The 20,541-nt window shown below is 63.4% G+C and carries 20 protein-coding genes; 11 read left to right on the plus strand and 9 right to left on the minus strand.

Annotation, left to right across the window (positions count from 1 at the left end; all coding sequences use genetic code 11):
- Nucleotides 1–10: 10 nt before the first annotated feature.
- The 4 genes from LRQ04_RS06695 to LRQ04_RS06710 all read left to right on the plus strand — a co-directional run bounded on the left by LRQ04_RS06695 (nucleotide 11) and on the right by LRQ04_RS06710 (nucleotide 4,948).
- Entirely contained in the window at nucleotides 11–832 is an 822-nt protein-coding gene (locus LRQ04_RS06695; RefSeq protein WP_235518911.1) for a DNA/RNA non-specific endonuclease, read from the plus strand.
- Between the two features lie 84 nt (nucleotides 833–916).
- Nucleotides 917–2,005 (plus strand): peptidoglycan bridge formation glycyltransferase FemA/FemB family protein, encoded by a 1,089-nt coding sequence (locus LRQ04_RS06700; RefSeq protein ID WP_235518914.1) that lies wholly within the window; start codon nucleotides 917–919, stop codon nucleotides 2,003–2,005.
- A gap of 110 nt (nucleotides 2,006–2,115) precedes the next feature.
- Nucleotides 2,116–3,432 (plus strand): peptidoglycan bridge formation glycyltransferase FemA/FemB family protein, encoded by a 1,317-nt coding sequence (locus tag LRQ04_RS06705; protein WP_235518915.1) that lies wholly within the window; start codon nucleotides 2,116–2,118, stop codon nucleotides 3,430–3,432.
- Nucleotides 3,433–3,460: 28 nt separating this feature from the next.
- Entirely contained in the window at nucleotides 3,461–4,948 is a 1,488-nt protein-coding gene (locus tag LRQ04_RS06710) for a threonine/serine exporter ThrE family protein (protein ID WP_235518916.1), read from the plus strand.
- 23 nt (nucleotides 4,949–4,971) lie between these two features.
- Here the strand turns inward: LRQ04_RS06710 and LRQ04_RS06715 are convergent, their stop codons facing one another.
- Both LRQ04_RS06715 and LRQ04_RS06720 read right to left on the minus strand, forming a co-directional pair.
- On the minus strand, nucleotides 4,972–5,811 hold the full coding sequence (locus LRQ04_RS06715) for a siderophore-interacting protein (RefSeq protein WP_235518917.1): 840 nt from the start codon (nucleotides 5,809–5,811) through the stop codon (nucleotides 4,972–4,974).
- Nucleotides 5,812–5,979: 168 nt separating this feature from the next.
- Complete coding sequence (locus tag LRQ04_RS06720) at nucleotides 5,980–6,747, minus strand: uracil-DNA glycosylase (RefSeq protein WP_235518920.1); 768 nt, start codon at nucleotides 6,745–6,747, stop codon at nucleotides 5,980–5,982.
- A 107-nt stretch (nucleotides 6,748–6,854) separates the two neighbouring features.
- Between LRQ04_RS06720 and LRQ04_RS06725 the strand changes: the two genes are divergently transcribed.
- The 5 genes from LRQ04_RS06725 to LRQ04_RS06745 all read left to right on the plus strand — a co-directional run bounded on the left by LRQ04_RS06725 (nucleotide 6,855) and on the right by LRQ04_RS06745 (nucleotide 11,352).
- Nucleotides 6,855–7,190: a DUF3263 domain-containing protein gene (locus tag LRQ04_RS06725; RefSeq protein WP_374198921.1), complete on the plus strand. Its 336-nt coding sequence runs from the start codon at nucleotides 6,855–6,857 to the stop codon at nucleotides 7,188–7,190.
- Between the two features lie 49 nt (nucleotides 7,191–7,239).
- Complete coding sequence (locus LRQ04_RS06730; protein ID WP_235518922.1) at nucleotides 7,240–7,854, plus strand: LytR C-terminal domain-containing protein; 615 nt, start codon at nucleotides 7,240–7,242, stop codon at nucleotides 7,852–7,854.
- 170 nt (nucleotides 7,855–8,024) lie between these two features.
- Complete coding sequence (locus LRQ04_RS06735; RefSeq protein WP_011773737.1) at nucleotides 8,025–8,228, plus strand: cold-shock protein; 204 nt, start codon at nucleotides 8,025–8,027, stop codon at nucleotides 8,226–8,228.
- A 323-nt stretch (nucleotides 8,229–8,551) separates the two neighbouring features.
- Nucleotides 8,552–10,177: a chaperonin GroEL gene (gene groL / locus LRQ04_RS06740; protein ID WP_235518923.1), complete on the plus strand. Its 1,626-nt coding sequence runs from the start codon at nucleotides 8,552–8,554 to the stop codon at nucleotides 10,175–10,177.
- Nucleotides 10,178–10,299: 122 nt separating this feature from the next.
- Nucleotides 10,300–11,352, plus strand: a complete 1,053-nt coding sequence (locus LRQ04_RS06745) for a ribonuclease HI family protein (protein WP_235518924.1) — start codon at nucleotides 10,300–10,302, stop codon at nucleotides 11,350–11,352.
- Nucleotides 11,353–11,472: 120 nt separating this feature from the next.
- On the opposite strand, the gene LRQ04_RS06750 is transcribed toward LRQ04_RS06745, so the two are convergent.
- The 4 genes from LRQ04_RS06750 to LRQ04_RS06765 all read right to left on the minus strand — a co-directional run bounded on the left by LRQ04_RS06750 (nucleotide 11,473) and on the right by LRQ04_RS06765 (nucleotide 14,767).
- Nucleotides 11,473–11,763 (minus strand): WXG100 family type VII secretion target, encoded by a 291-nt coding sequence (locus tag LRQ04_RS06750; RefSeq protein WP_235518925.1) that lies wholly within the window; start codon nucleotides 11,761–11,763, stop codon nucleotides 11,473–11,475.
- A 134-nt stretch (nucleotides 11,764–11,897) separates the two neighbouring features.
- Nucleotides 11,898–13,343, minus strand: coding sequence for a HAMP domain-containing sensor histidine kinase (locus LRQ04_RS06755; RefSeq protein ID WP_235518929.1), 1,446 nt, complete (start codon nucleotides 13,341–13,343; stop codon nucleotides 11,898–11,900).
- 2 nt (nucleotides 13,344–13,345) lie between these two features.
- Nucleotides 13,346–14,056 carry a response regulator transcription factor gene (locus LRQ04_RS06760; RefSeq protein WP_026543233.1) on the minus strand — a complete coding sequence of 237 codons (711 nt, stop codon included), beginning with the start codon at nucleotides 14,054–14,056 and terminating at the stop codon, nucleotides 13,346–13,348.
- An 81-nt stretch (nucleotides 14,057–14,137) separates the two neighbouring features.
- Nucleotides 14,138–14,767, minus strand: a complete 630-nt coding sequence (locus tag LRQ04_RS06765; protein ID WP_235518930.1) for a LysE/ArgO family amino acid transporter — start codon at nucleotides 14,765–14,767, stop codon at nucleotides 14,138–14,140.
- Between the two features lie 68 nt (nucleotides 14,768–14,835).
- Here LRQ04_RS06765 and LRQ04_RS06770 point away from each other — a divergent pair, with 68 nt between their 5' ends.
- Entirely contained in the window at nucleotides 14,836–15,753 is a 918-nt protein-coding gene (locus LRQ04_RS06770) for a LysR family transcriptional regulator ArgP (protein WP_235518932.1), read from the plus strand.
- 69 nt (nucleotides 15,754–15,822) lie between these two features.
- Nucleotides 15,823–16,062: a hypothetical protein gene (locus tag LRQ04_RS06775; protein ID WP_235518934.1), complete on the plus strand. Its 240-nt coding sequence runs from the start codon at nucleotides 15,823–15,825 to the stop codon at nucleotides 16,060–16,062.
- 17 nt (nucleotides 16,063–16,079) lie between these two features.
- Here the strand turns inward: LRQ04_RS06775 and LRQ04_RS06780 are convergent, their stop codons facing one another.
- The 3 genes from LRQ04_RS06780 to LRQ04_RS06790 form a co-directional block, all read right to left on the minus strand.
- Nucleotides 16,080–18,155: a multicopper oxidase family protein gene (locus LRQ04_RS06780; protein WP_235518936.1), complete on the minus strand. Its 2,076-nt coding sequence runs from the start codon at nucleotides 18,153–18,155 to the stop codon at nucleotides 16,080–16,082.
- A gap of 12 nt (nucleotides 18,156–18,167) precedes the next feature.
- The gene (locus tag LRQ04_RS06785) at nucleotides 18,168–18,641 is read right to left on the minus strand and encodes a hypothetical protein (protein WP_235518938.1); all 474 of its coding nucleotides are present in this window, start codon (nucleotides 18,639–18,641) and stop codon (nucleotides 18,168–18,170) included.
- A gap of 210 nt (nucleotides 18,642–18,851) precedes the next feature.
- On the minus strand, nucleotides 18,852–20,510 hold the full coding sequence (locus LRQ04_RS06790; RefSeq protein WP_235518939.1) for a DNA repair helicase XPB: 1,659 nt from the start codon (nucleotides 20,508–20,510) through the stop codon (nucleotides 18,852–18,854).
- Nucleotides 20,511–20,541 lie beyond the last annotated feature (31 nt).

A 20,541-nucleotide genomic window follows, 5' to 3' on the forward strand; every position in this document is an offset into this window, starting at 1 on the left:
TGCTGTATCCATGAGCGGGGGATACGACAGGGATTTTTTGCGGGCACGTCTCGAGCTGCCCAGTCCGTCGGCGACGACGACTCTTTTGGACTACATCCACTTCTCCGTGCGTTTCCGGGTTTCCCGGAAGCTCGCGGCGATCGTGGGGGTCAACATCAACGGCAAGGAACTGAACCCGCTGGCCCGGGAAGGTACCTGGCACTTCGATGACCGGATTCCCCGGGAGCAACAGGCCGGTCCGGACGTCTACAAGAACAACGCGTTTGACCGCGGGCATCTGGTGCGGCGTCTGGACCCGGTGTGGGGAGATCCTGCCACCGCCAAAAAGGCCAACCAGGACACCTTCGTGTTCACCAATGCTGCGCCGCAGGTTGACGACTTCAACCAAGGCAAGGAACTGTGGGTGGGGCTGGAGGACCATGTCCTGGAACACGCTGACGCCTACGATGCCAAGCTCAGCGTGTTTACCGGGCCGGTCTTGCTTGATGACGACCCCCCGTACAGGGGCGTGCAGGTTCCACGGAAATTCTGGAAGATCGCTGCGTGGACCAGTGATGCCAAACTGGCGGCCGCGGGATTCGTCCTGGACCAGTCGCCGCTCCTGGGCAAAGTAGAGCTGAAACGGGCCATCGACCAGCGGCTCCTGGAAGGCGAACCGCCGCCATTGGGGCCGTTCCGGACGTTCCAGGTGCCCATTGGGGAGATTGCGGATCTGACAGGGCTCAGCCTGAGCCGGTTGGTCAGCGCGGACCGTCTGTCCAGCAGCCAGCGGGAGCTCGGAAAAGCGCCGAAGGCCATTAAGTTGGAAAGCACGGATCAGATCAGGCTTTAGGGCGAACCTGAGGATTTTTCCCGGCCCGATAGACTTGGGGCTGCATGTCCGCATGCCTTTGAACACTGCACCAAAACCCTGAGATTGGACACGGCCACCTTGCGAGAATTTACTGCCCGCTTTGCCACCGCCGAGGAAACCGATAACTGGGACAAGCACGTCACGGCCAATCCGAACGGCGGCAACATGCTGCAGTCGGACGCCTACGCCGCAGTCAAGGACGGCAACGGCTGGCTGGTCCGCCGCGTAGTGGTGGAAACCGCCGAGTACGCCAGCTACAACTTGCTGCTGGAGAAGAAGTTCCCCGTTCTCGGCCGGCTCTGGTACCTGATCAAGGGACCGGATGCTGCCTCGGCGGATGACATCGAGCCCATGCTCAGGGCGGTAGCTGCGTTGGCACGGGAACAGAAGCTGAACGTCTTCAGCATCAAGATCGAGCCCGACGTCGTGGAGTCACCTGAGGTGGTCGCGAAGCTGAAGGCGTCTGGCCTGGTCAAGGCTCCGAATATCCAGTCCAACGATTCCACGGCCTTGTTGGACATCTCCGCCCCGGCGAACGAAGTGCTGCGCAGCATCTCGTCCCGGGCCCGCAACGCTGTCCGAAGGGCGGAGCGCGAAGGCTGCGAAGTTGTGGAAGCGGAGCCGGGCCAGGACAGCTACAAGAAGCTCTACGCCCTGATGCAGAACACCATGAACGCCAAAGGCGCCATGCCCCTGCGGAGCTACGAGTACTACGCCACGTTCTGGGAAGAGTTTTGCAGCCGGGGCCAGGGACACTTCTTCTTCGTCTACGAGGACGGCGCGCCAAGCGTTGGCGCTTTCGTCATCAACTACGGTTCCAAAGCAACCTACAAGGACGGCGGTTCCACGCAGAACCGTAAACAGTATGGCGACTCGCACTTGGTCCAATGGGCAGCCATCCAGCGCATGCAGGAGCTCGGCTGCGTGGAATACGACTTCTGCGGCACACCCCCCGCTGCCAGGATCAAGGACAAGAGCCACCCGCTCTACGGCCTGGGATCGTTCAAGACGAGCTTCACCAAGACCGTTACGGACTTTGTGGGCTGCTACGACCTCGTGCTGGGCCCTGTCCGGTACAAGCTGTGGCTCAAGGGCGCAGAGAAGGTGTTCAGAAGGCTCGAAACCATGCGCACCGGCGGTCAGTTCTACTGACGGACACCCAAGCCAGCAAGCCAACCCACAGGCCCGCCCCGGCCACCAACGGGCGCAAATCTAATCTAGGTGAGGTAATTTCTTTGACTCCGATCGAGGCTGGAACCGACATGGAATTCGTGATTCTCAGTGACGCTGATTTCGAGACGTTCGCCAAGGGACACCCACAGGGGAGCTTCATCCAGTCCATGGACCTGACACGCTTCCAACGCGCCCGTGGCCAGGAAGTCGAGCTCTTTGGCGTAACCCGCGCCGGCAGTCTCATTGCTGCGGGAAAGCTCGTCTACACGTCCAACCGTTTTGGCTACAAAACCGCGGACTGTGCCAAGGGACCACTGATGGACTACAGCGACCCCGCAGTGGTTCGCTTCGTCGTCGAGCAGTTGAAGAAGCATGCCGCCTCAAAGAAAGCGGCGGAACTGCGCATTTCGCCGAACGTCCGTTACATCGCCCGTGACGAGGACGGCGCCGAGCACCCGGAGATCGAAGACAACCGGCCGCTGTTGAAGGAACTCGAGGGCCTCGGTTTCAAGCACCAGGGCTTCGACATGAACTTCGCCAATATCAACTGGATGTTCATCAAGCAGCTCGACGGGTTTGCGGACTCCGAAGAGCTCATCATGGGCATGAACTACCGCACCCGCAAGGCGATCCGGAAGGCCGAGAAGAACGGCGTCTACCTGGAACAGGCCACGCTGGAGACCCTCGATGACTTCTACAAAGCGCTGAGCACCGCAGGCGACGAGAAGGGCTTCACGTACCGCGAGCGGGAGTACTACGAGCAGCTGCTCCGGAACACCTCCGATGAGTTCACCAAGCTCATGATGGCCAAGATCAACATCCCCGAGTACCGCGCGTCCATCACGGAGCGGCTCGAAGCCGAGTCCAAGACGCTGGCCGAACTGAAACGTGAAGTCGAGGAGACCGGCAGCAAGAAGAAGGCCAACCGCGTCAAGGTGGTCCAGGACCTCGTGGACAGCTACGAGCGCAGCCTCAAGGACATCGAGCGCTTCCCCGATTCCGTGGGAGTGGCCACGGTGGCGGCCATCCACTTCGCGTGCTCCGGCGACGAACTGACCTGCGTTATCGGTGGCACCGTGCAGGACTACATCTACTTCAACGGCGCCACGTCCCTGTACTGGGGCATGATGCTCCACGCCCTCAACAACGGGTACTCGCGGTACAACTTCTACGGCACGTTCGGCATCCAGGGCCAGGACGACACCGGCCACGGTGGGTATGAATTCAAGAAGGGGTTTGGCGGCGAGGTGGTCCAGCTGATTGGCGACTTCGTGGCTCCGGTGAACCCGCTCACGTTCAACGCCTACCGCGTGGCCAGAAAGCTTGCAGGCGCCGCCCAGACAGTACTGGGACGATTGCCACTTGAGAAATTGCCGGTTGTAGGAAAGCTCCGGAGGAACCACTAATCACACAAGCGCACGGGAGGATCACCGCGTGACTGAACGCCCCGAGGGGTCAGCGAGCAGGCCGCACACGGACGGCTTGCCCAAGACCCAGCCGCTTCGGCCCTCGCAGGTCCGGCAGAACGTCAACGCCAAACGCATGCTGATGCGCCTGGTGCAAGGCGACAGCCCACCTACGGCTCCCATGAACATCGTGGACCGGCTGGCGGGCAGCCCCTACGCCAACCCCACCATCCAGGTAGTGGGCGTGGATGCATCCGCCCGCAAGACCATCGACTTTGCCTTGCACCTGGCTGAGGTCATGTTCCGATACGGTGCCGGCGCTTTGGAAGTCGAGACGAGCATGATCGCCGTCACGGCTGCCCTGGGCCTGAAGAACGTTGAAGTGGACATCACCAACCAGTCGGTGGCCATCAACTATGCGCCCAAGGACCAGACGCCCATCACGCTCCTCCGTGTGGTGCGCTCCTGGACCAACAACTACGCAGGCCTTGCGCAGGTGCACCAACTGGTCACCGACATTGTGGCCGGGGGAGTGGGCCGCGACGAAGCCGTGCGCCGGTTGAACGAAATTATCCGCAGCGCCAAGCCTTTCCCTCGATGGATGGTGACCATAGCGTTCGGTATCTTCGCAGCTGTCTTCGTTGGCGTCTTGGGCGGTGGGCTCGGCGCATCAGCGGTGGCCTTCTGCTCCAACATCCTGATCAGCCTGCTTTCCCGTCAACTGGCCAGGTGGAGGACGGCGGACTTCTTCAACACCATGGCGTGCGCGTTTCTTGTCACCTTCATTGCCTTGATGCTCCGCTGGGCAGGTGTGGACATCGCTCCCTCCATAGTGGTGGCGGGCGGAATCCTGCTGCTGCTCCCAACGGGCAGGCTCGTGTCGTCGGTACAGGATGCGATCAACGGCTTCCCGGTCACCGCCGCGGGCCGGTTCCTCTCCACGCTGCTCACCTTCGGGGCGATCGTGGCAGGGATCGGTGTCGCCGTCGTGGTGGGCACCCTCATGGGCAGCGCTGTCCTGGATGTCACGCAAACATTCCCCGACGCGTATCCGTTGTGGGGGCGCGCCGTCCTCATCGCCGTCGCTGTGGTTGCCATCGGCGTCACGGAACAAACCCAGATGCGGTTGCTGATTCCGACGGCGGCAGTCGGCATAGTGGGCTTCTTCGTTTTGTGGGGGGTCGGCCAAGCCGGTCTCGGCGATCGTTTGTCGCCCGCTGTCGCGGCGGTGGTCATCGGTTTGCTGGCCCGTGTGGTTGCCCTGAAGCTGGGTGCTCCCCAGCTGGTTGTCGCTGTGCCCGCGGCTTTGATCCTGCTGCCCGGCCTGACGATCTTCCGTTCGATGTATGCCCTCACCGTTGAAGGGGGCGACTTCCTGGCCGGTGCCGGCGGGATGCTTAACGCCGGAGCGATTGTCCTGGGAGTGGCCGCGGGTATCGTGCTCGGCGACAACCTGGCCAGGCCGCTGACGAAGGGCCTGTCCAGCAACGAACGCCGCAGGGTGCGTCGGCGCTAGCCTTTGAGGGGCGCTGGAGCTTGCTAGATCTTCCCTACGGGGAGCTTCTTCTCGGCTTGGAAGACCTCTTCGACGCGCCCCTGTGCCCAGTACCCGGACAGGGAAACCTGCGAACGTTCCAGGCCCCGCTGGACGAAGAAGATCTCCCGAAGACCCTTCATGTAGCCCCGCTCGCCGTGGGCGAAGACGTCCACTCTGCCGGTCAGCCACTCGGTGGTCCTCAGGGCTTCGAGCAGGAGGTCGCTGGAGCCGGCAGGCACGCCGCCGCGCAGCAGCCAGCGCAGTTCCAGGCCGGCAGGTGCCGCGATAGGCAAGATGTCCGCCTCACTGTCCACCTCCAGGTAAGCCACGCCGCGTGCGTCAGGAGCCAGTGCCTCCACGCAGGCGGCAACGGCTGGGATGGCGGCGTCGTCGCCCGCGAAAAGGTACCAGTCGGCGTCGGGGTTGGGATTGTAGCCACCGCCGGGGCCCGTAAAGACCAGTGTTTCACCTGGTTCGGCTGCTGCAGCCCACGGCCCGGCAAGTCCCTCGTCACCATGGACAACAAAGTCGATCGCCAGCTCCTGGGCCGCCACGTCGACCCAGCGGATGGTGTAGGTCCGGGTGTGCGGCCATTGCTCGCGCGGCATGGTCTCGCGGATGGTCCAGAGGTCCAGCGGGAAGTCGTAGTCGACGTCCGGCTGGGGAAAAACGATCTTGACGTAGCGGTCCACGTAGTCGTTGTTTGCGTAATCGCTGAACCCCGGCCCGCCGGCCACGATCCGCACCATGTGCGGGGAAAGGAGTTCTTTCCTGAGCACGGTCAGGGTGACCTGGGGGCGGGTGTTGCGGGTCGCGGACGAGGTGACGGGGAGAGCGGCCATATAGGCAAGCCTAAGCTAGTGCGCTGGACGTCTGCTGGATAGGGCCGAACGTTACAAACCCTCTCTCACGTTCCGTCCGCTTGGGGCGGACGCTCTCTCACGTTCCGTCCGCTTCGCGCGGACCCTCGCTCACGTTCCGTCCGCTTCGCGGCCTTCGGTGGAGGAGCGCTAGAGGACCGGCAACTCCCAGTCGATCGGCCCGGCGCCCTGCTGGACCAGAAGCTCGTTAGCCCGGCTGAACGGCTTGGAGCCAAAGAAGCCCCGTGACGCCGACAACGGACTGGGATGGGCCGACACGAGCGACGGCGCTCCCTTGAGCAGCGGCACGACACCCTCAGCGTCCTTCCCCCACAGGATGGCGACGAGTGGCTGTTGCTGCCCGGTACTGGTGGTTCGGTCGGCGACGGCGGTGACAGCCGCCGTCGTAATGTCCTCCCAGCCTTTGCCGCGGTGCGATCCGGCATTTCCCGCCTCGACGCTGAGGACACGATTCAGCAGGAGCACGCCCTGGCGGGTCCATTCGCTCAAGTTGCCATGGACCCGAGGTGGCAGGCCGAGGTCGTCCTGAAGCTCGCGGTAGATATTGGCGAGGCTCCGCGGGATGGGTCGCGTACTCCCTGAAACAGCGAAGGAAAGGCCGACGGCGTGTCCCGGGGTTGGGTAGGGGTCCTGGCCGAGGATGAGTACTTTGACGTCAGCCAGCGGCTGTTTGAACGCGCGCAGGAGATTGTCGGCTGCCGGCAGGACCTGGCGCCCCTTGGCGGCCTGGCCGGCAACGAACGCGAGGGCGGCGCGGAGTTGGTCTTCCACGGGCAACAAGGCGTCCGCCCAGTCGGGCGCCATCAGCTCTTCCAGCGGACGGTCGATCAGTTCCGCGAAGTCGCTATCCGCTACGCCTGCCGGTTCAAGTTCAAACAGTGCATCCTCGCCAGTCATCACGCCATTGTCCCCCGCGCCTGCCAGGCGGGGCGAATGACAGCGTTGTTATTCACCCGTAACATAGGGGTAGGACAATTTCCCATCAAGCGTCGAAGGAGTATGCCGTGGCGGAACCAGCACCGGAACCGATGGCGCAGCAGGCGACAGGTTTTTCCCTCGAGGACCTCGCGGCTGAAACCCGCAGCGAATCGCCCCTGAGTGAACGCGACCAGCAAATGCTGGCACTTGAACGGCAGTGGTGGAAGTACGCAGGCGCCAAGGAACAGGCTATCCGTGAGCTGTTCGATCTCTCCGCTACGCGTTACTACCAGATCCTGAACGCGCTGATCGATACCGAGGACGCGTTGGCCCACGATCCCATGCTCGTCAAGAGATTGCGTAGACTACGTACGTCCCGCCAACGTGCGCGGACGGCACGTCGCCTGGGGTCCGACGCGTAAATCGCCAGGCTGATCTGTCAGCAGCAACCAGCAAGGACAACGCTTCACCATGACCAAATTTGCCAGGGATGAATTCGACCAGGTTCCGCAAAACACCAATCGCCAGGGCGTCCACCGCGACGCCCAGGAGACTGCCCGACCTGCCTTGTGGCCGGTCCTCACAGTTGGAGCTGTCGCTCTGGTGCTGGGCCTGGTGGCCTTCCTGATCCTTCCGAACCTCGGCGTGGTGGGCCCCAGCGCCTCCTCGAACGTCTCGACGCCGGCACCCCAGCAGACTGATGCCTCGCCTTCCGCGGCGCCCAGCGAACCGGCTCCCACGGCTTCGGGTGAACCGAGCCCCGAGGCGTCACCGTCCAACGTTCCGTCCGCTACTCCGTCCTCGGCTCCGGTAGACAAGTCCATCCCCGTGGCTGTCTACAACGGTGCTGGCACGGCTGGCCTGGCAGGCCGGGTGGCCGGCCTGGTACAGGGCGATGGCTGGACGCTGAGCACAGTTGGGAACTGGGGCGGCCTGCCGCAGCAGACCTCCGTGATCTTCTACAACAGTCCTGCGCAGAAGGCCAACGCTGAGGCGTTGGGAACCCTGCTGCGTATTCAGTCGATCGTTGAGTCCCCGGAAATCCAGCAGCCCCTGGTGGTTGTTGCCGGTCCCGGATACCAGTAGCGGACCGCTGTAGGAGCACCTTTGAGCCCCAACTCGGTTAAGCATCAATAACAAAACCGAAGCACTGCCGCCCACCGGCAGCGCCGCAGGAGTGACTGTGGTTACAGTGGATTAATTCCGGTACGGAGATCCCGGCAACCGGTCTTGGCTACTGCGAAAGTGTGGGCATCATGGCATTGGGAACCGTCAAATGGTTCAACGCCGAAAAGGGCTACGGATTCATCACTGTGGATGAGTCCGGCGACGACGTTTTTGTGCACTGGTCCGCCATCCAGATGGATGGCTTCCGGGCCCTCGAGGAGGGTCAGCGGGTGGAGTTCGAATTGGGGGAAGGCCAGAAGGGGCCGCAGGCAGAAGGCGTGCGCGTCGCCTAGCCCTGGAGCAGGCCAACGCCTGACCGGCTCAGCTCATGGCTGAAACCCTTGGTTTTCTGTCGCATTGACGCTTTCCTGCTTGCACTCTCCCCGGTCGAGTGCTAATTATTGATTTAGCACTCCTACGGTTCGACTGCTAAGTGCGGATCGGTTGACGCCGGTCCCGGATGGCTGGCGTGCCGCTGGAGGATCAAGAACAACCTTGGTGTGGTGAGGTTTGGAGCGCGGGGCGTACATAGGCCGCAAGCAAAGAACCGTCCGTCGCGGGCACCGCATCTGACAGGTACCTTCTTATCGACTGTCCCGAAAGGACTACCGCCGTTATGGCCAAGATCATTGCATTTGATGAAGAGGCACGCCGCGGCCTCGAGCGGGGCCTGAACACCCTCGCTGACGCCGTCAAGGTCACCCTCGGCCCGCGTGGACGCAACGTCGTCCTCGAAAAGAAGTGGGGCGCCCCCACGATCACCAACGATGGTGTTTCCATCGCCAAGGAGATCGAACTGGACGACCCTTACGAGAAGATCGGTGCAGAACTGGTCAAGGAAGTTGCCAAGAAGACGGATGACGTCGCTGGCGACGGTACCACCACTGCAACCGTCCTCGCCCAGGCACTGGTGAAGGAAGGCCTGCGCAACGTTGCCGCCGGCGCCGACCCGCTGTCCCTCAAGCGCGGCATCGAGAAGGCTGTTGAAGCAGTCATCAACGAACTGCTGGCTTCCGCCAAGGAAATCGAAACCAAGGAAGAGATCGCAGCCACGGCTTCCATCTCCGCCGGTGACCAGGAAATCGGCGGCCTGATCGCCGAAGCCCTGGACAAGGTGGGCAAGGAAGGCGTCATCACGGTCGAGGAATCCAACACCTTCGGCCTGGAGCTCGAGCTCACCGAGGGCATGCGCTTCGACAAGGGCTACATCTCCGCTTACTTCGTCACCGACGCAGAGCGCCAGGAAACGGTCCTCGAAGACCCGTACATCCTGATCGTCAACTCCAAGATCTCCAACGTGAAGGAACTCGTCACGGTTCTGGAGAAGGTCATGCAGTCCAACAAGCCGCTGCTGATCATCGCCGAAGACATCGAGGGCGAGGCCCTGGCCACCCTGATCGTCAACAAGATCCGTGGCACCTTCAAGTCCGTCGCCGTCAAGGCTCCGGGCTTCGGTGACCGCCGCAAGGCCCAGCTGGCCGACATCGCCATCCTCACCGGTGGCCAGGTCATCTCCGAAGAAGTTGGCCTCAAGCTCGAAAACGCCGGCCTCGAACTCCTCGGCACCGCCCGCAAGGTTGTTGTCACCAAGGACGAGACCACCATCGTTGAAGGTGCCGGCGACGCCGAGCAGATCGCTGGCCGCGTGGCCCAGATCCGCGCCGAGATCGAAAACTCCGACTCCGACTACGACCGCGAGAAGCTGCAGGAGCGCCTGGCCAAGCTGGCCGGTGGCGTTGCAGTCATCAAGGCCGGTGCCGCAACCGAAGTTGAGCTCAAGGAACGCAAGCACCGCATTGAGGACGCAGTCCGCAACGCCAAGGCTGCTGTTGAAGAAGGCATCGTTGCCGGTGGTGGCGTAGCCCTCATCCAGGCAGGCGCCAAGGCATTCGCCAACCTCACCCTGCAGGGTGACGAGGCAACCGGTGCCAACATCGTCAAGGTTGCCATCGACGCTCCGCTGAAGCAGATCGCGTTCAACGCTGGCCTCGAGCCGGGCGTTGTCGTCGACAAGGTTCGCGGCCTGCCTTCCGGCCACGGCCTGAACGCTGCCACGGGCGTCTACGAAGACCTCCTGGCTGCCGGCGTCAACGACCCCGTAAAGGTCACCCGCTCGGCTCTCCAGAACGCTGCTTCCATCGCTGGTCTGTTCCTGACCACCGAGGCCGTAGTGGCTGACAAGCCCGAGAAGAACGCTCCGGCTCCGGGCGGCGACGACATGGGCGGCATGGGCGGCTTCTAAGCCCCCCTCGCTGAACATTTCGTTTCAGAGCTAACGACGGCGGTCCCCACCAACTGGAGGGGGCCGCCGTTTTGCTGCCTACCACGGTTTTAGTGTCCGTGGGTTCTGGCAGGATTAACGGTATGACGATTACTGCTGCCGCCGACGGGTCCGCCCTCGGTAATCCTGGGCCGGCCGGTTGGGCCTGGTACGTTGACGATTCCTGTTGGCACGCAGGAGGTTGGCCCCACGGCACCAACAACCAGGGCGAACTCATGGCAGTCCTGGATCTTTTCCGCTCCACGGCCCATGTTGCCCACGAGGAACTGCTGATCCTGTGCGATAGCCAGTACGTCATCAACTGCATCACCAAATGGATGCCGGGCTGGAAGCGCAAAGGCTGGCGTAAGGCGGACGGCAAGGCGGTGCTCAACGTCGATCTCCTCAAGGACATCGATCAGGCGATCGTTGGCCGCAAATACACTTTCGAATGGGTCAAGGGCCACGCAGGACACGATCTGAACGAAGCCGCGGATGAGCGTGCCCGGGCTGTCGCCGTGGCGTATCAACAGGGCGTCGCACCGCGGGTTGGACCAGGGTTCCCCGGGGCCAAAGATGAAACTGTAACCGCAGGTTCCGGGACCTCGGGAACCACCTCGATGGGGACTGCAGCAAGCTCTGCGACGGTCACCGCCGGCAGGGCCGCCACCGCGACGGTTTCCGCGGCGACCACCGCTGCGGCGCCGCCCAGGAGCCCCCGGCCGCACTTTGAGCCGACGCTCTTCGGCGAGTCAGGCATCTTCGGCCAAGCAGACCTTTTCAGTGAACTGGAAGGTGACGCAGCGGCCCCGGAGCTCTCGCCGGAAGACACGGTCCTTGCCTTGGAACGGGAACTGCTGAGGCCCGATGTGAGGGCGGACATTGGCAGGATTGGAGTTCTGCTCCACCCGGACTTCGCGGAGATTGGCAGTTCAGGCCGGTTTTGGACGCGGGATGCCATGATGATGGCGCTGGAAGAGGACCCGGGCGAACCGGGAGAGCTGGAGCTCCTCACCGCCGACCGCCTCAATGAAACCACCATTCTGCTGAACTACCGCAGTTACGCCCACGCGGGCTCTGCGCTTCGCAGCTCGATCTGGATGTTGGACCGCGGCCAATGGCGGCTGAGGTTCCACCAGGGCACCTTGGAGCCATAGAGACAGCGACGCCAACCCAAGACAAACCAGGGGCGGCGTGACCTGCAGGGCCGGATAGTTCAGGGGAAGACATCCGGCCCCGCAGGAGTACACGGGACTGTGCCGGCGGGCTGGCGGTTCCTAGTAGGTGAACCGCTGGGTGTTGCCCTGCTCGACTTCGGCGTAGTTTGAGGCCGCGGTGGACAATGCCACGGTGATGGAAGCCAACGATGCCTCCACCTTGCTTTGCGTCAGGGACCATTCCAGGACCAGGGACTGAAAGTTCGCGGCCGCAGTTCCTTTCCATGTTGCCTGAAGTTCCTCAAGCCCGCGCTTCATGGCGTGAACGTCCGAACTGATGCGGTCAATAGTTCCCCGGACATTGTCGGACTTGAGCTGGAGCATCTCGGTATCGACGGAGATGACGGACATGGTTGTGCCTTTCGACGAAGGTGTTCCGCATGGTGCGGCGGTAAGTGTGGGCCACACCATCGAGCCTAGGCAGCAGGCTTCAACCGCGGAACGAACGTCTGCCGCTATGTGGAAAACGGCGTCGAAAGTGGGTACTACGTAGAGAGAAGCTCGGCGGGTTCCTCGTGGAAGGGGAGGCTGACCACCAAAGTGGCGCCGCCGCCGTCGGTCTCTGAAACACGGACGCTTCCGCCGTGCGAGCCCACGATGGCAGCCACAATCGCCAGGCCAAGGCCGCTGCCACCCGTCTCGCGGGTGCGCGAGGTGTCAGCGCGGTAGAAGCGTTCGAAGATCTTGTTGGTCTCGTCTTCCGGAATTCCCGGTCCATGATCACGGATCTCGATGACCGACTCGGCGCCAGCGGGCGTGTTCCGGACACCAACGGCAAGCTCGATCGGGCTGCCTTCCGGCGTATATCGCAGGGCATTGCCCACCAGGTTCCCAATGACCTGCCGGAGCTTGGCCTCGTCACCTTGCACGGGGGCAGGGGCGGGGGAGCCGCCGTCGAGTCCTGTCAGGGTGATGGTCCGGTCGCCCGAGGAAGCTTTGGTGTCCACCATGGCGTCGTGGGCCAGGAGGTGCAGGTCCACGGGCTTGAGCTGCAGCGGCCGCTGCTCGTCCAGCCTGGCCAGCAGCAACAGGTCTTCGACCATGGAGCCCATCCGTTTGGCTTCGCTTTCGATCCGGCCCATGGCCATGGCCACATCTTCTTCCGTGGTCAGGGCACCATGCCTGTAGAGCTCCGAGAAGCCCCGGATGGTGACCAAGGGCGTGCGCAGTTCGTGGGAGGCGTCGGCCGCAAAGCGCCGCATCCGCCCCTCAGAAGCAGCCCGGGCTGCGAACGACGCCTCAATGTGCGCCAGCATGGCGTTCAGCGATCCGCCGAGGCGGCCCACTTCGGTATGTGGATTATCGATTTCAACACGGCGGGACAAGTCGCCGGCCGCAATGGCCGCAGCCGTCTTTTCCACTTTGGCCAAGGGCCTGAAGGACCGGGCCACGGTCCACGTGGCAATGAAGAAGGCCAGTACCAGCGTCAAAAGGCCGACGCCGACCACCACAAGGACGGCGTGCTCCATCACTTTGTCCACCGGGGTCAGCGGCAGGCCGATGATCACCACGCCGTTCTGCCCGTTGGCGATCACGCCAACGGCGACAACCCGCCAGTTGGTCCCCGCGGTGCCCTTCACCTGGAAGGGCGCATTGCCGCGCAATTTGGCTTCTGCAGCGGTGATGTTGGCGATCGCCGGACGGTCGCTCTGGTTCCCACCAAAGGGGTAGGGGTCCAGTCCCGGCACATAGAGCGTCAGGGAGTAGTCCGTGGGAACGGCAGTGTTGGGTTCAGACAACTTGTCAAAGGATTGGCGGTCCTGCGCCAAGGCAACTGCAGCCTTGAGCTTGTCGTCCACCTGGCCCTGCAGGTAGCTCTTGACCAGGGTCAGGGTTCCCGAGCCCGTCGCTGCCAGGGCCAGCAGGAGCAGACCCATGATGATGGCGACGAGCTGCGACCTCAGTGAGGCCGACTTCCAGCGTTGCAGCAAGGTCAGCGCTTCTCAGCCGTCCGCAGCACGTAGCCCACGCCGCGCTTGGTCTGGATGAGGGCGGCGGCGTCGGGATCGATGTCCACCTTGCGGCGCAGGTACGAAATGTACGACTCAACAATTGAGGCATCGCCGTTGAAGTCGTACTCCCACACGTGGTCCAGGATCTGCGCCTTGGAAAGGACCCGGTTGGGATTGAGCATGAGGTAGCGCAGGAGCTTGAACTCCGTGGGGGACAGCTCGATGACGGTTCCGCCGCGACGGACCTCGTGGGCGTCGTCGTCGAGTTCGAGGTCGTCGACGCGGATAACGGCGTCGTCGTCTTCGAGCGGCTGGGTACGGCGGAGGACGGCCCGGATACGGGCCACTACCTCGTCGAGGCTGAAAGGCTTGGTGACATAGTCATCGCCGCCCACGGTGAGGCCCGTGACTTTGTCCTCGGTGTCGTCCTTCGCTGTGAGGAACAGGACGGGGAAATGCTTGCCGGCGGCGCGGAGGCGCCGGGTCACGGTAAATCCGTCCATATCCGGCAGCATGACGTCCAGGACGGCCAGGTCCGGCGCGTGGAGATCGGCCGCAGCAAGGGCTTCGCGACCGTTGGAAGCAGCCACTACCTCGAATCCTGCGAAACGCAGCGACGTGGACAGCAGCTCACGAATGTTGGGTTCGTCATCAACCACAAGAAGCTTGGCTTCGGGACCGTTCTTTTTCATGCCACCCATGATCCTCCCAGTAACTGGGAGTTTTCTGAATGCTGCATGTGAGCAAACTGCGCGGGAAGTCCACGGACGGCATCATGCGCCGAGGACCAGGCCCGCTCCCAGTGCCACCATGGTCACGGCGATCCCGCCGTCCAGGATCCGCCAGGAGCGGGGCCTCGAAAAGAAGCCACGAAGGTACCGCGCACCGAATCCCAGCGAGCAGAACCAAAGAATGCTGCCCAGCATTGCCCCGGCGCCGAACCACCATTGCAGGGGAGTCCCTTGCGCGCTGGCCAGGGAGCCGATCAAGGCAATATCCAGATAGACGTGCGGGTTCAGCCAGGTCAGTGCCAGGACGGTGGCGACGGCGCCCGCCAGGCCGCGCCTCGCACCGCCGTCGTCCGGGCCGTCGCTTGTCAGCGACTGGGGGCGAAAGGCCCGTCGTGCGGCCATCAGGCCATAGGTCACCAGGAACGCTGCGCCCACATAGCGGAGGACGACGACGGCGGCCGGCGCGGCAGTGACCAGGGCGCCGATGCCCAGAACGCCGGCAGCGATGAGGACGGCGTCGGAGAGGGCGCATACCGCGACGATCGGACCTATGTGTTCGCCACGGATCCCTTGGCGAAGCACGAACGCATTCTGTGCCCCGATCGCGACGATGAGGGCCAGGCCTGTGGCGAGGCCAAGGCCTGCGGAGTGGGAGATATCAGTAATAGTCACTCTTCGAAACTACGGATGTGTTAACCATTAGAACAGCTAAGTATTTTGATGCCGCATAAGCTGTTCTAATGTTCCAATTTCCATCCGAACAGCTACTCACGTTCGCCACCGTCCTCTCGGAGGGAACCCTGGATGCGGCCGCGCGCCAACTCCATGTCACGCCGTCGGCAGTGTCCCAGCGGCTCAAGGCGCTCGAGCAGGCGGCGGGGCGTGTGCTGCTAAGGAGAAGCAACCCCGTTCAGGCAACGGAAGCCGGAGAGGTGGTCTTGCGGCTGGCGCGCCAGGTGGCGCAGCTCGAGGCCGACGCGGGCAGGGAACTCGGTTTGGGCTCGGAGGGAGCGGAACTCGCCGTGCCGATCGTCGTCAACGCGGATTCGCTGGCCGTCTGGTTCCTGCAGGCGCTGGTGAAGGTACCGCAGGAGCTGAACGTGACGTTTGACCTCCATCGGGATGACGAACAGCATTCGACGTCGCTGTTGCGGTCCGGGACAGTCATGGCGGCAGTCACGGCCACGCCTGAACCAGTGCAAGGATGCCGCGTCGAGAGCCTGGGGGTCATGCGATACCTTCCCGTTGCTGCGCCGCAGTACGTGGCGCGATGGTTCCCTGATTTTCCGAAGGGCATCAACGGGGTGTCGCTGAACGCTGCCCCTACGGTCGACTTCGATCGCAAGGACACCTATCAGTGGGCTTTCGTGCAGTCGTGGGCTGAGGCAGGGAGCGTGCCCGAGCGCCGGGGTCCCCGCCATTTCGTTCCGGCCTCGCACGATTTTGGCGACGCCATCCGCCTGGGCCTTGGCTGGGGGCTGATCCCAGAAGTGCAGTGCGGGCCGGACATTGCGGACGGCCGGCTGGTTGAGCTGGCACCGGACAGGCCGTTCGATGTTCCGCTTTACTGGCAACGGTGGCGCACGGCATCGAGGGTGCTGGACGTTCTCAGCGAGACTGTGCGGGACGTTTCTGCCCAGTATTTGAGGAGGCCATGAATGTCCCTAAAACCGGACACGCCCGCTGATGCTTCCAATAATGTCAGTGCCCCGTTCCACACTTAAAACATGGCAAACACAGCAGCTCCCACCACAGCAGCTTCCAACACTGTCCACCAACTCCGCGACAGGGACGACGTCGAGTTCCACGTGACATACCTGGACACCGACACCGGCCATGTCCGCCGCGAGGATTTCCAGGACCTCGCCGCAGCCGAACGCTTCGCCAGTGCCCAACTCCGCGATGAAGAGTGCTGGGCCGTGGTGGACCACGTCAGCATCTCGGCCACCAGCCGAATGGTCGCCTAACCCCTATTGCGCGTCCGTCACTCCGGCCTGTTGTGGGCGTGGCCCCCGTGCATGAAAGGCGATGACACCCCCTGATACTTCAGGAGCATCATCATCCCTTCCGCCGCGTGATCCAGGTTGTGGCAGTGGTCCATCCAGATGCCCGGATTGTCGGCGTGCAGCAGCAGTTCCCAGACCTCGCCAGGCTGTACGTCCACGGTGTCCAGCAGCAGCGGCGAGCCCGTCGGGGCCACGCCGTTCCGGCTCAGGACCTGCACATGGTGCCCGTGCGGATGCATCGGATGTGGTTCGGCGGTGCGGTTCACCACCGTCACCTTCACGGTGTCGCCGAGAGACACGTCAATGGAGGGGACCAAGGGGTAGGCCGCACCGTTGACGGTGAAGGCAAATCGCGGAATACCATCGACAAAACGGAATTGCCGGTCAAGGACCATTACTTCTTCCCGGGTAACCCTCGGCTGCGCCGAACCGGAACCGGCTACGGGTTTGCCATAGGCCAGGAGGTCCAGCGCAGGAGTGGTGGCGAAGATACCCGCCGGCGCTTTGTCCGGGGCCGCACTTGAAGCAGCGGCCGAAGCTTCGGCCAAGGCTGCGGAACCGGGTGGGGCAATGACGACGGCGGCTCCTGCTGCGGAGTCCGAACGCACGGTTACCGGTGCGGCCGGCATCGTGAAGTCGATGTCCAGCCTGCCACCGGAACCCAGCCTGAGGAGTTTGCCGGTCACTTCGCCCGGCTGGTTCACCTCCATTCCGTCCACGGCGACTACCCGGAATGCGGCGCCGTCCACCCAGTAACGCTGCGGCAGCGAATCAGTGTTGACCAGCCTCACCCGCACCGCGGAGCCGGGTGTAGCCGGGTGGGCACTGATGCGGTCTGAGGAGCCCAGCAACCCCAGACCGCCGAGGTCGTGCGCAGCCACCACAAGGTCCGTCCCGGCACGGGGCGTTGCGGGGTCGTGCACGACGAATGTGCCGTAGAGGCCCTTGCGGACTCCCTCGGCTGAATCCTGGTGCGTGTGGTACCAGTACGTGCCGGCCTGCTTGGCCTGGAAGCGGTATGTCATGGAATGTCCCGGCATGACGGCGTCCTGGGTGGCCCCGGCTACTCCGTCCATGGCGTTGGGAACGTCGTAGCCGTGCCAATGCAGGGTAACGCCCGCGGCGATGTCACGGTTCTTGAGTTCCACCTCCATGACCTCGCCCAGCTGGGCTTCCAGCGCCGGCCCCGGGACGCTCCCGAAGGTCCAGGCTTCCACCCTCTGGCCCGAGGGCAGCGTCACCTGTTCCACGCGTGCTGTCAGCTCATAATGCCGGACCACGGCGTCCGCCGGCACGGTGCCCAGCAGATCCGTCACTTGGGTGGGCTTTGCCTGCACGTACCTGTCCGGTCGGCCGTGATGTCCGACGGCGGCAGGGATTGCTGCGCCGTCGGCGGACCGGCTGCCCAGCCAGGCAAAAGCTCCAGAGCCCAAAGCGGTACAGGCCATGAGGGCGGCAACTGCCGCAGCCGCCGTCGGACGCTTGTGGGCGCGCGGGACTGTCCCTGGGGAACTGCGCCCGGGACGCCCGGCTTCCCGTAGCGAAAGCCTGGCAAGAACCACCGTGCCGCCCACCAAAAACAGGAGGACAACCACAGTCCATGGGGCGGGGAACGGACCTACTACGAGCGATAAGGCCAGCGATGCCACGGACGCCGCGGCCGCAGCGACCAGGGCAAGGACAACTCCTTCACGGGACCGCAACCAGCCGGCCCGCCCGTAAGTGGTGGAGCCGGTGTTCCGCTTCCTCAGCAAATACGGAACACCGGCCATCGCGGCCCAAGCCGCGGGGATGGCGGTCAGAGGCAAGCTGATGGTTATGCGCTCACTGGCAAACCACCAACTGCCGGCCGCCAAAGCGGGTAGCAAGGCATAGCGGGCCACCGTCGCAGCGGCGGCCACGCTCAGGAGTAAGAGGGCCAGATCGGTCGCGTGGGGTGGAGCTTGCTTCCGATCAGTGGTCGCGGCACTTGTCATCCACGCGGCGGCGACCCAGGCGCCGGCCGCGAGGATGGACAACACCAGGTCCACGGCCAGCAGCTGCGAGGTGTTCACAGCTGCCGCTGGTCAGGCAGTGCTGGGAGACGCTGATGCATCCGGGGCTGCAGCCTTGGGCGGAAGCGGCTGTGGGTTCAAGGCCACCGCGCGGGCACGCCTGAAGAGCCAGTAGGACATGAAAATTATCAGGACGCCGGTCAAAGGATGGATGGCGGCCACCCACGAGCCGGCAGGGGTGATGAAATCTTCGGACGAACCAGTCAGCATGCCTCCGATGATGAAGATGAACAACTGGACCCAGCTGAGCAGGAAGATCCCTGCGGCCAGCCAGATGGTCCGGGATCCGGCCCGGGCGATGGCGGCGACGATGGCGGCCAGGAGCGCGCCGTAACGCAGCACGTATTGGCCGTTCATCACGTGGTAGACGCCCGCTTCATGCTGGGCTTCGATGGTGTTTTGGAAATGGAAGTAACCGGCGAACAGTAACTGTGCGAGTGCTGACAGCAGGACGATCGCGGAAAGGACCAGGAGGGCTTTACGCATGGGGAATCCTCTGGATGAAAATGCTCAGATTTTTCTAGGCCTTCGAACCATCGGCTCCCTGGCTGCGGGATCACCCCCACTGCCGACGGCTGGCCGCCGGATTGCCTGGACCAGGGGCAAACCTTAAGGGCGGAGAGCTTCACTAGGAATCGTAAAGTTGCTGGACATTAACCGCAAGGGCCCTGACCTTAAAAAGTACCTGCGGCCGCCCTACTGTTCCTGGCCGACGTCCTTGCCGATGTCCTTGGCGTCCATGATGCGGTAGGCGTAGCCCTGCTCGGCCAGGAACCGTTGGCGCTTGGCTGCGAAGTCCTGGTCCAGGGTGTCGCGGGCCACCAGGGAGTAGAACCTGGCGGCGCGGCCGTCCTGCTTGGGGCGCAGGAGGCGTCCCAGCCGTTGAGCTTCTTCCTGGCGCGAGCCGAACGAGCCTGACACCTGGATGGCTACCGAGGCCTCGGGAAGGTCGATGGAGAAGTTCGCCACTTTGGACACCACCAGGGTGTGGATTTCGCCCTTGCGGAAGGCGTCGAAGAGTTTTTGCCTCGCCTTGACGCTGGTTTCGCCCTTGATCAAAGGGGCATCCAACCGTTCGGAAATCTCATCCAGCTGATCGATGTACTGGCCGATCACCAGCAACTGCTCACCCTTGTGGACCTCCACCAGTTGCTCCACCAGCTGGGTCTTGGTTTCCGACGTCGCGCATAGCCGGTACTTATCGGCGTCGTCAGCCATGGCATAAGCCACGCGCTCGTCGCGGGGGAGGTCCACCCGGACTTCCACACAGTCCGCAGGAGCGATGTAGCCCTGGGCTTCAATGTCCTTCCACGGAGCGTCGTATCGCTTGGGACCGATCAGGCTGAAGACCTCACCTTCCCGTCCGTCCTCCCGTACCAGGGTTGCCGTCAGGCCCAGCCGGCGCCGGGCCTGCAGGTCCGCGGTCATCCGGAAGATCGGAGCGGGAAGCAGGTGGACTTCGTCGTAGATGATGAGTCCCCAGTCGTGTCCGTCCACCAATTCCAGGTGGGGATACAGCCCCCCACGTTTGGTGGTCAGGACCTGGTACGTGGCAATGGTGACGGGCCGGACTTCCTTGACCGCGCCCGAGTACTCGCCGATCTCGTCTTCGGTCAGGGACGTCCGTTTGAGGAGCTCGTCCTTCCACTGCCGGGCGGAAACCGTGTTGGTCACAAGGATGAGGGTGGTGGTGGAAGACGTCGCCATGGCTGCCGCACCCACCAGCGTCTTACCGGCACCACAGGGAAGCACGACGACGCCGCTGCCGCCGGCCCAGAAGTTCTCCGTGGCCAGCTTCTGGTACGGCCGGAGCTGCCAGCCGCTCTCGTCCAGCATGATCAGGTGCGGCTGCCCGTCCACGTAGCCGGCAAGATCCTCTGCGGGCCAACCCAACTTGAGGAGCAGCTGCTTCAACTGGCCGCGCTGGGATGAATGGACTACCACCGTTTCGCCATCAATCCGCGGCCCCAGCAGGGGAGCGATCTTCTTGGCCCGAATGACTTCCTCCAGCACGGGGTAGTCATCGGTACGCATCACCAGGCCGTGCTGGGCGTCCTTTTCCAACCGGAGCCTGCCATAGCGCGACATGGTCTCTTCGATGTCGATCAGCAAAGCGTGCGGCACGGGAAAGCGCGAGTACTTCAGCAAGGTATCGAGCACCTGCTCCGCGTCCAACCCCGCAGCACGGGCATTCCAAAGACCCAAGGGCGTCAGCCGGTAGCTGTGCATATGTTCCGGGGCGCGTTCCAGTTCAGCGAACGCGGCGATGGCATGCCGGGCCTCGGTGGCGAGTTCGTGGTCGACTTCCAGCAGGATGGTTTTGTCGCTTTGAACGATCAGCGGACCGTCGGTCACTGTTGAATCCTCACTTGCGCAGCTTCACGGC

Origin of the sequence: Paenarthrobacter sp. AR 02, from assembly GCF_021538675.1 — a bacterium.
Lineage (GTDB): Bacteria > Actinomycetota > Actinomycetes > Actinomycetales > Micrococcaceae > Arthrobacter.

What these genes read in the sequence shown, in the direction of transcription:
- LRQ04_RS06760 (WP_026543233.1), bottom strand. Translation starts at nt 14,056, where the DNA reads ATGAAAAAGAACGGTCCCGAAGCCAAGCTTCTTGTGGTTGATGACGAA.
- LRQ04_RS06785 (WP_235518938.1), bottom strand. Translation starts at nt 18,641, where the DNA reads ATGCGTAAAGCCCTCCTGGTCCTTTCCGCGATCGTCCTGCTGTCAGCA.
- groL (WP_235518923.1), top strand. Translation starts at nt 8,552, where the DNA reads ATGGCCAAGATCATTGCATTTGATGAAGAGGCACGCCGCGGCCTCGAG.
- LRQ04_RS06695 (WP_235518911.1), top strand. Translation starts at nt 11, where the DNA reads ATGAGCGGGGGATACGACAGGGATTTTTTGCGGGCACGTCTCGAGCTG.
- LRQ04_RS06715 (WP_235518917.1), bottom strand. Translation starts at nt 5,811, where the DNA reads ATGGCCGCTCTCCCCGTCACCTCGTCCGCGACCCGCAACACCCGCCCC.
- LRQ04_RS06745 (WP_235518924.1), top strand. Translation starts at nt 10,300, where the DNA reads ATGACGATTACTGCTGCCGCCGACGGGTCCGCCCTCGGTAATCCTGGG.
- LRQ04_RS06730 (WP_235518922.1), top strand. Translation starts at nt 7,240, where the DNA reads ATGACCAAATTTGCCAGGGATGAATTCGACCAGGTTCCGCAAAACACC.
- LRQ04_RS06775 (WP_235518934.1), top strand. Translation starts at nt 15,823, where the DNA reads ATGGCAAACACAGCAGCTCCCACCACAGCAGCTTCCAACACTGTCCAC.
- LRQ04_RS06770 (WP_235518932.1), top strand. Translation starts at nt 14,836, where the DNA reads ATGTTCCAATTTCCATCCGAACAGCTACTCACGTTCGCCACCGTCCTC.
- LRQ04_RS06705 (WP_235518915.1), top strand. Translation starts at nt 2,116, where the DNA reads ATGGAATTCGTGATTCTCAGTGACGCTGATTTCGAGACGTTCGCCAAG.
- LRQ04_RS06750 (WP_235518925.1), bottom strand. Translation starts at nt 11,763, where the DNA reads ATGTCCGTCATCTCCGTCGATACCGAGATGCTCCAGCTCAAGTCCGAC.
- LRQ04_RS06735 (WP_011773737.1), top strand. Translation starts at nt 8,025, where the DNA reads ATGGCATTGGGAACCGTCAAATGGTTCAACGCCGAAAAGGGCTACGGA.
- LRQ04_RS06720 (WP_235518920.1), bottom strand. Translation starts at nt 6,747, where the DNA reads ATGACTGGCGAGGATGCACTGTTTGAACTTGAACCGGCAGGCGTAGCG.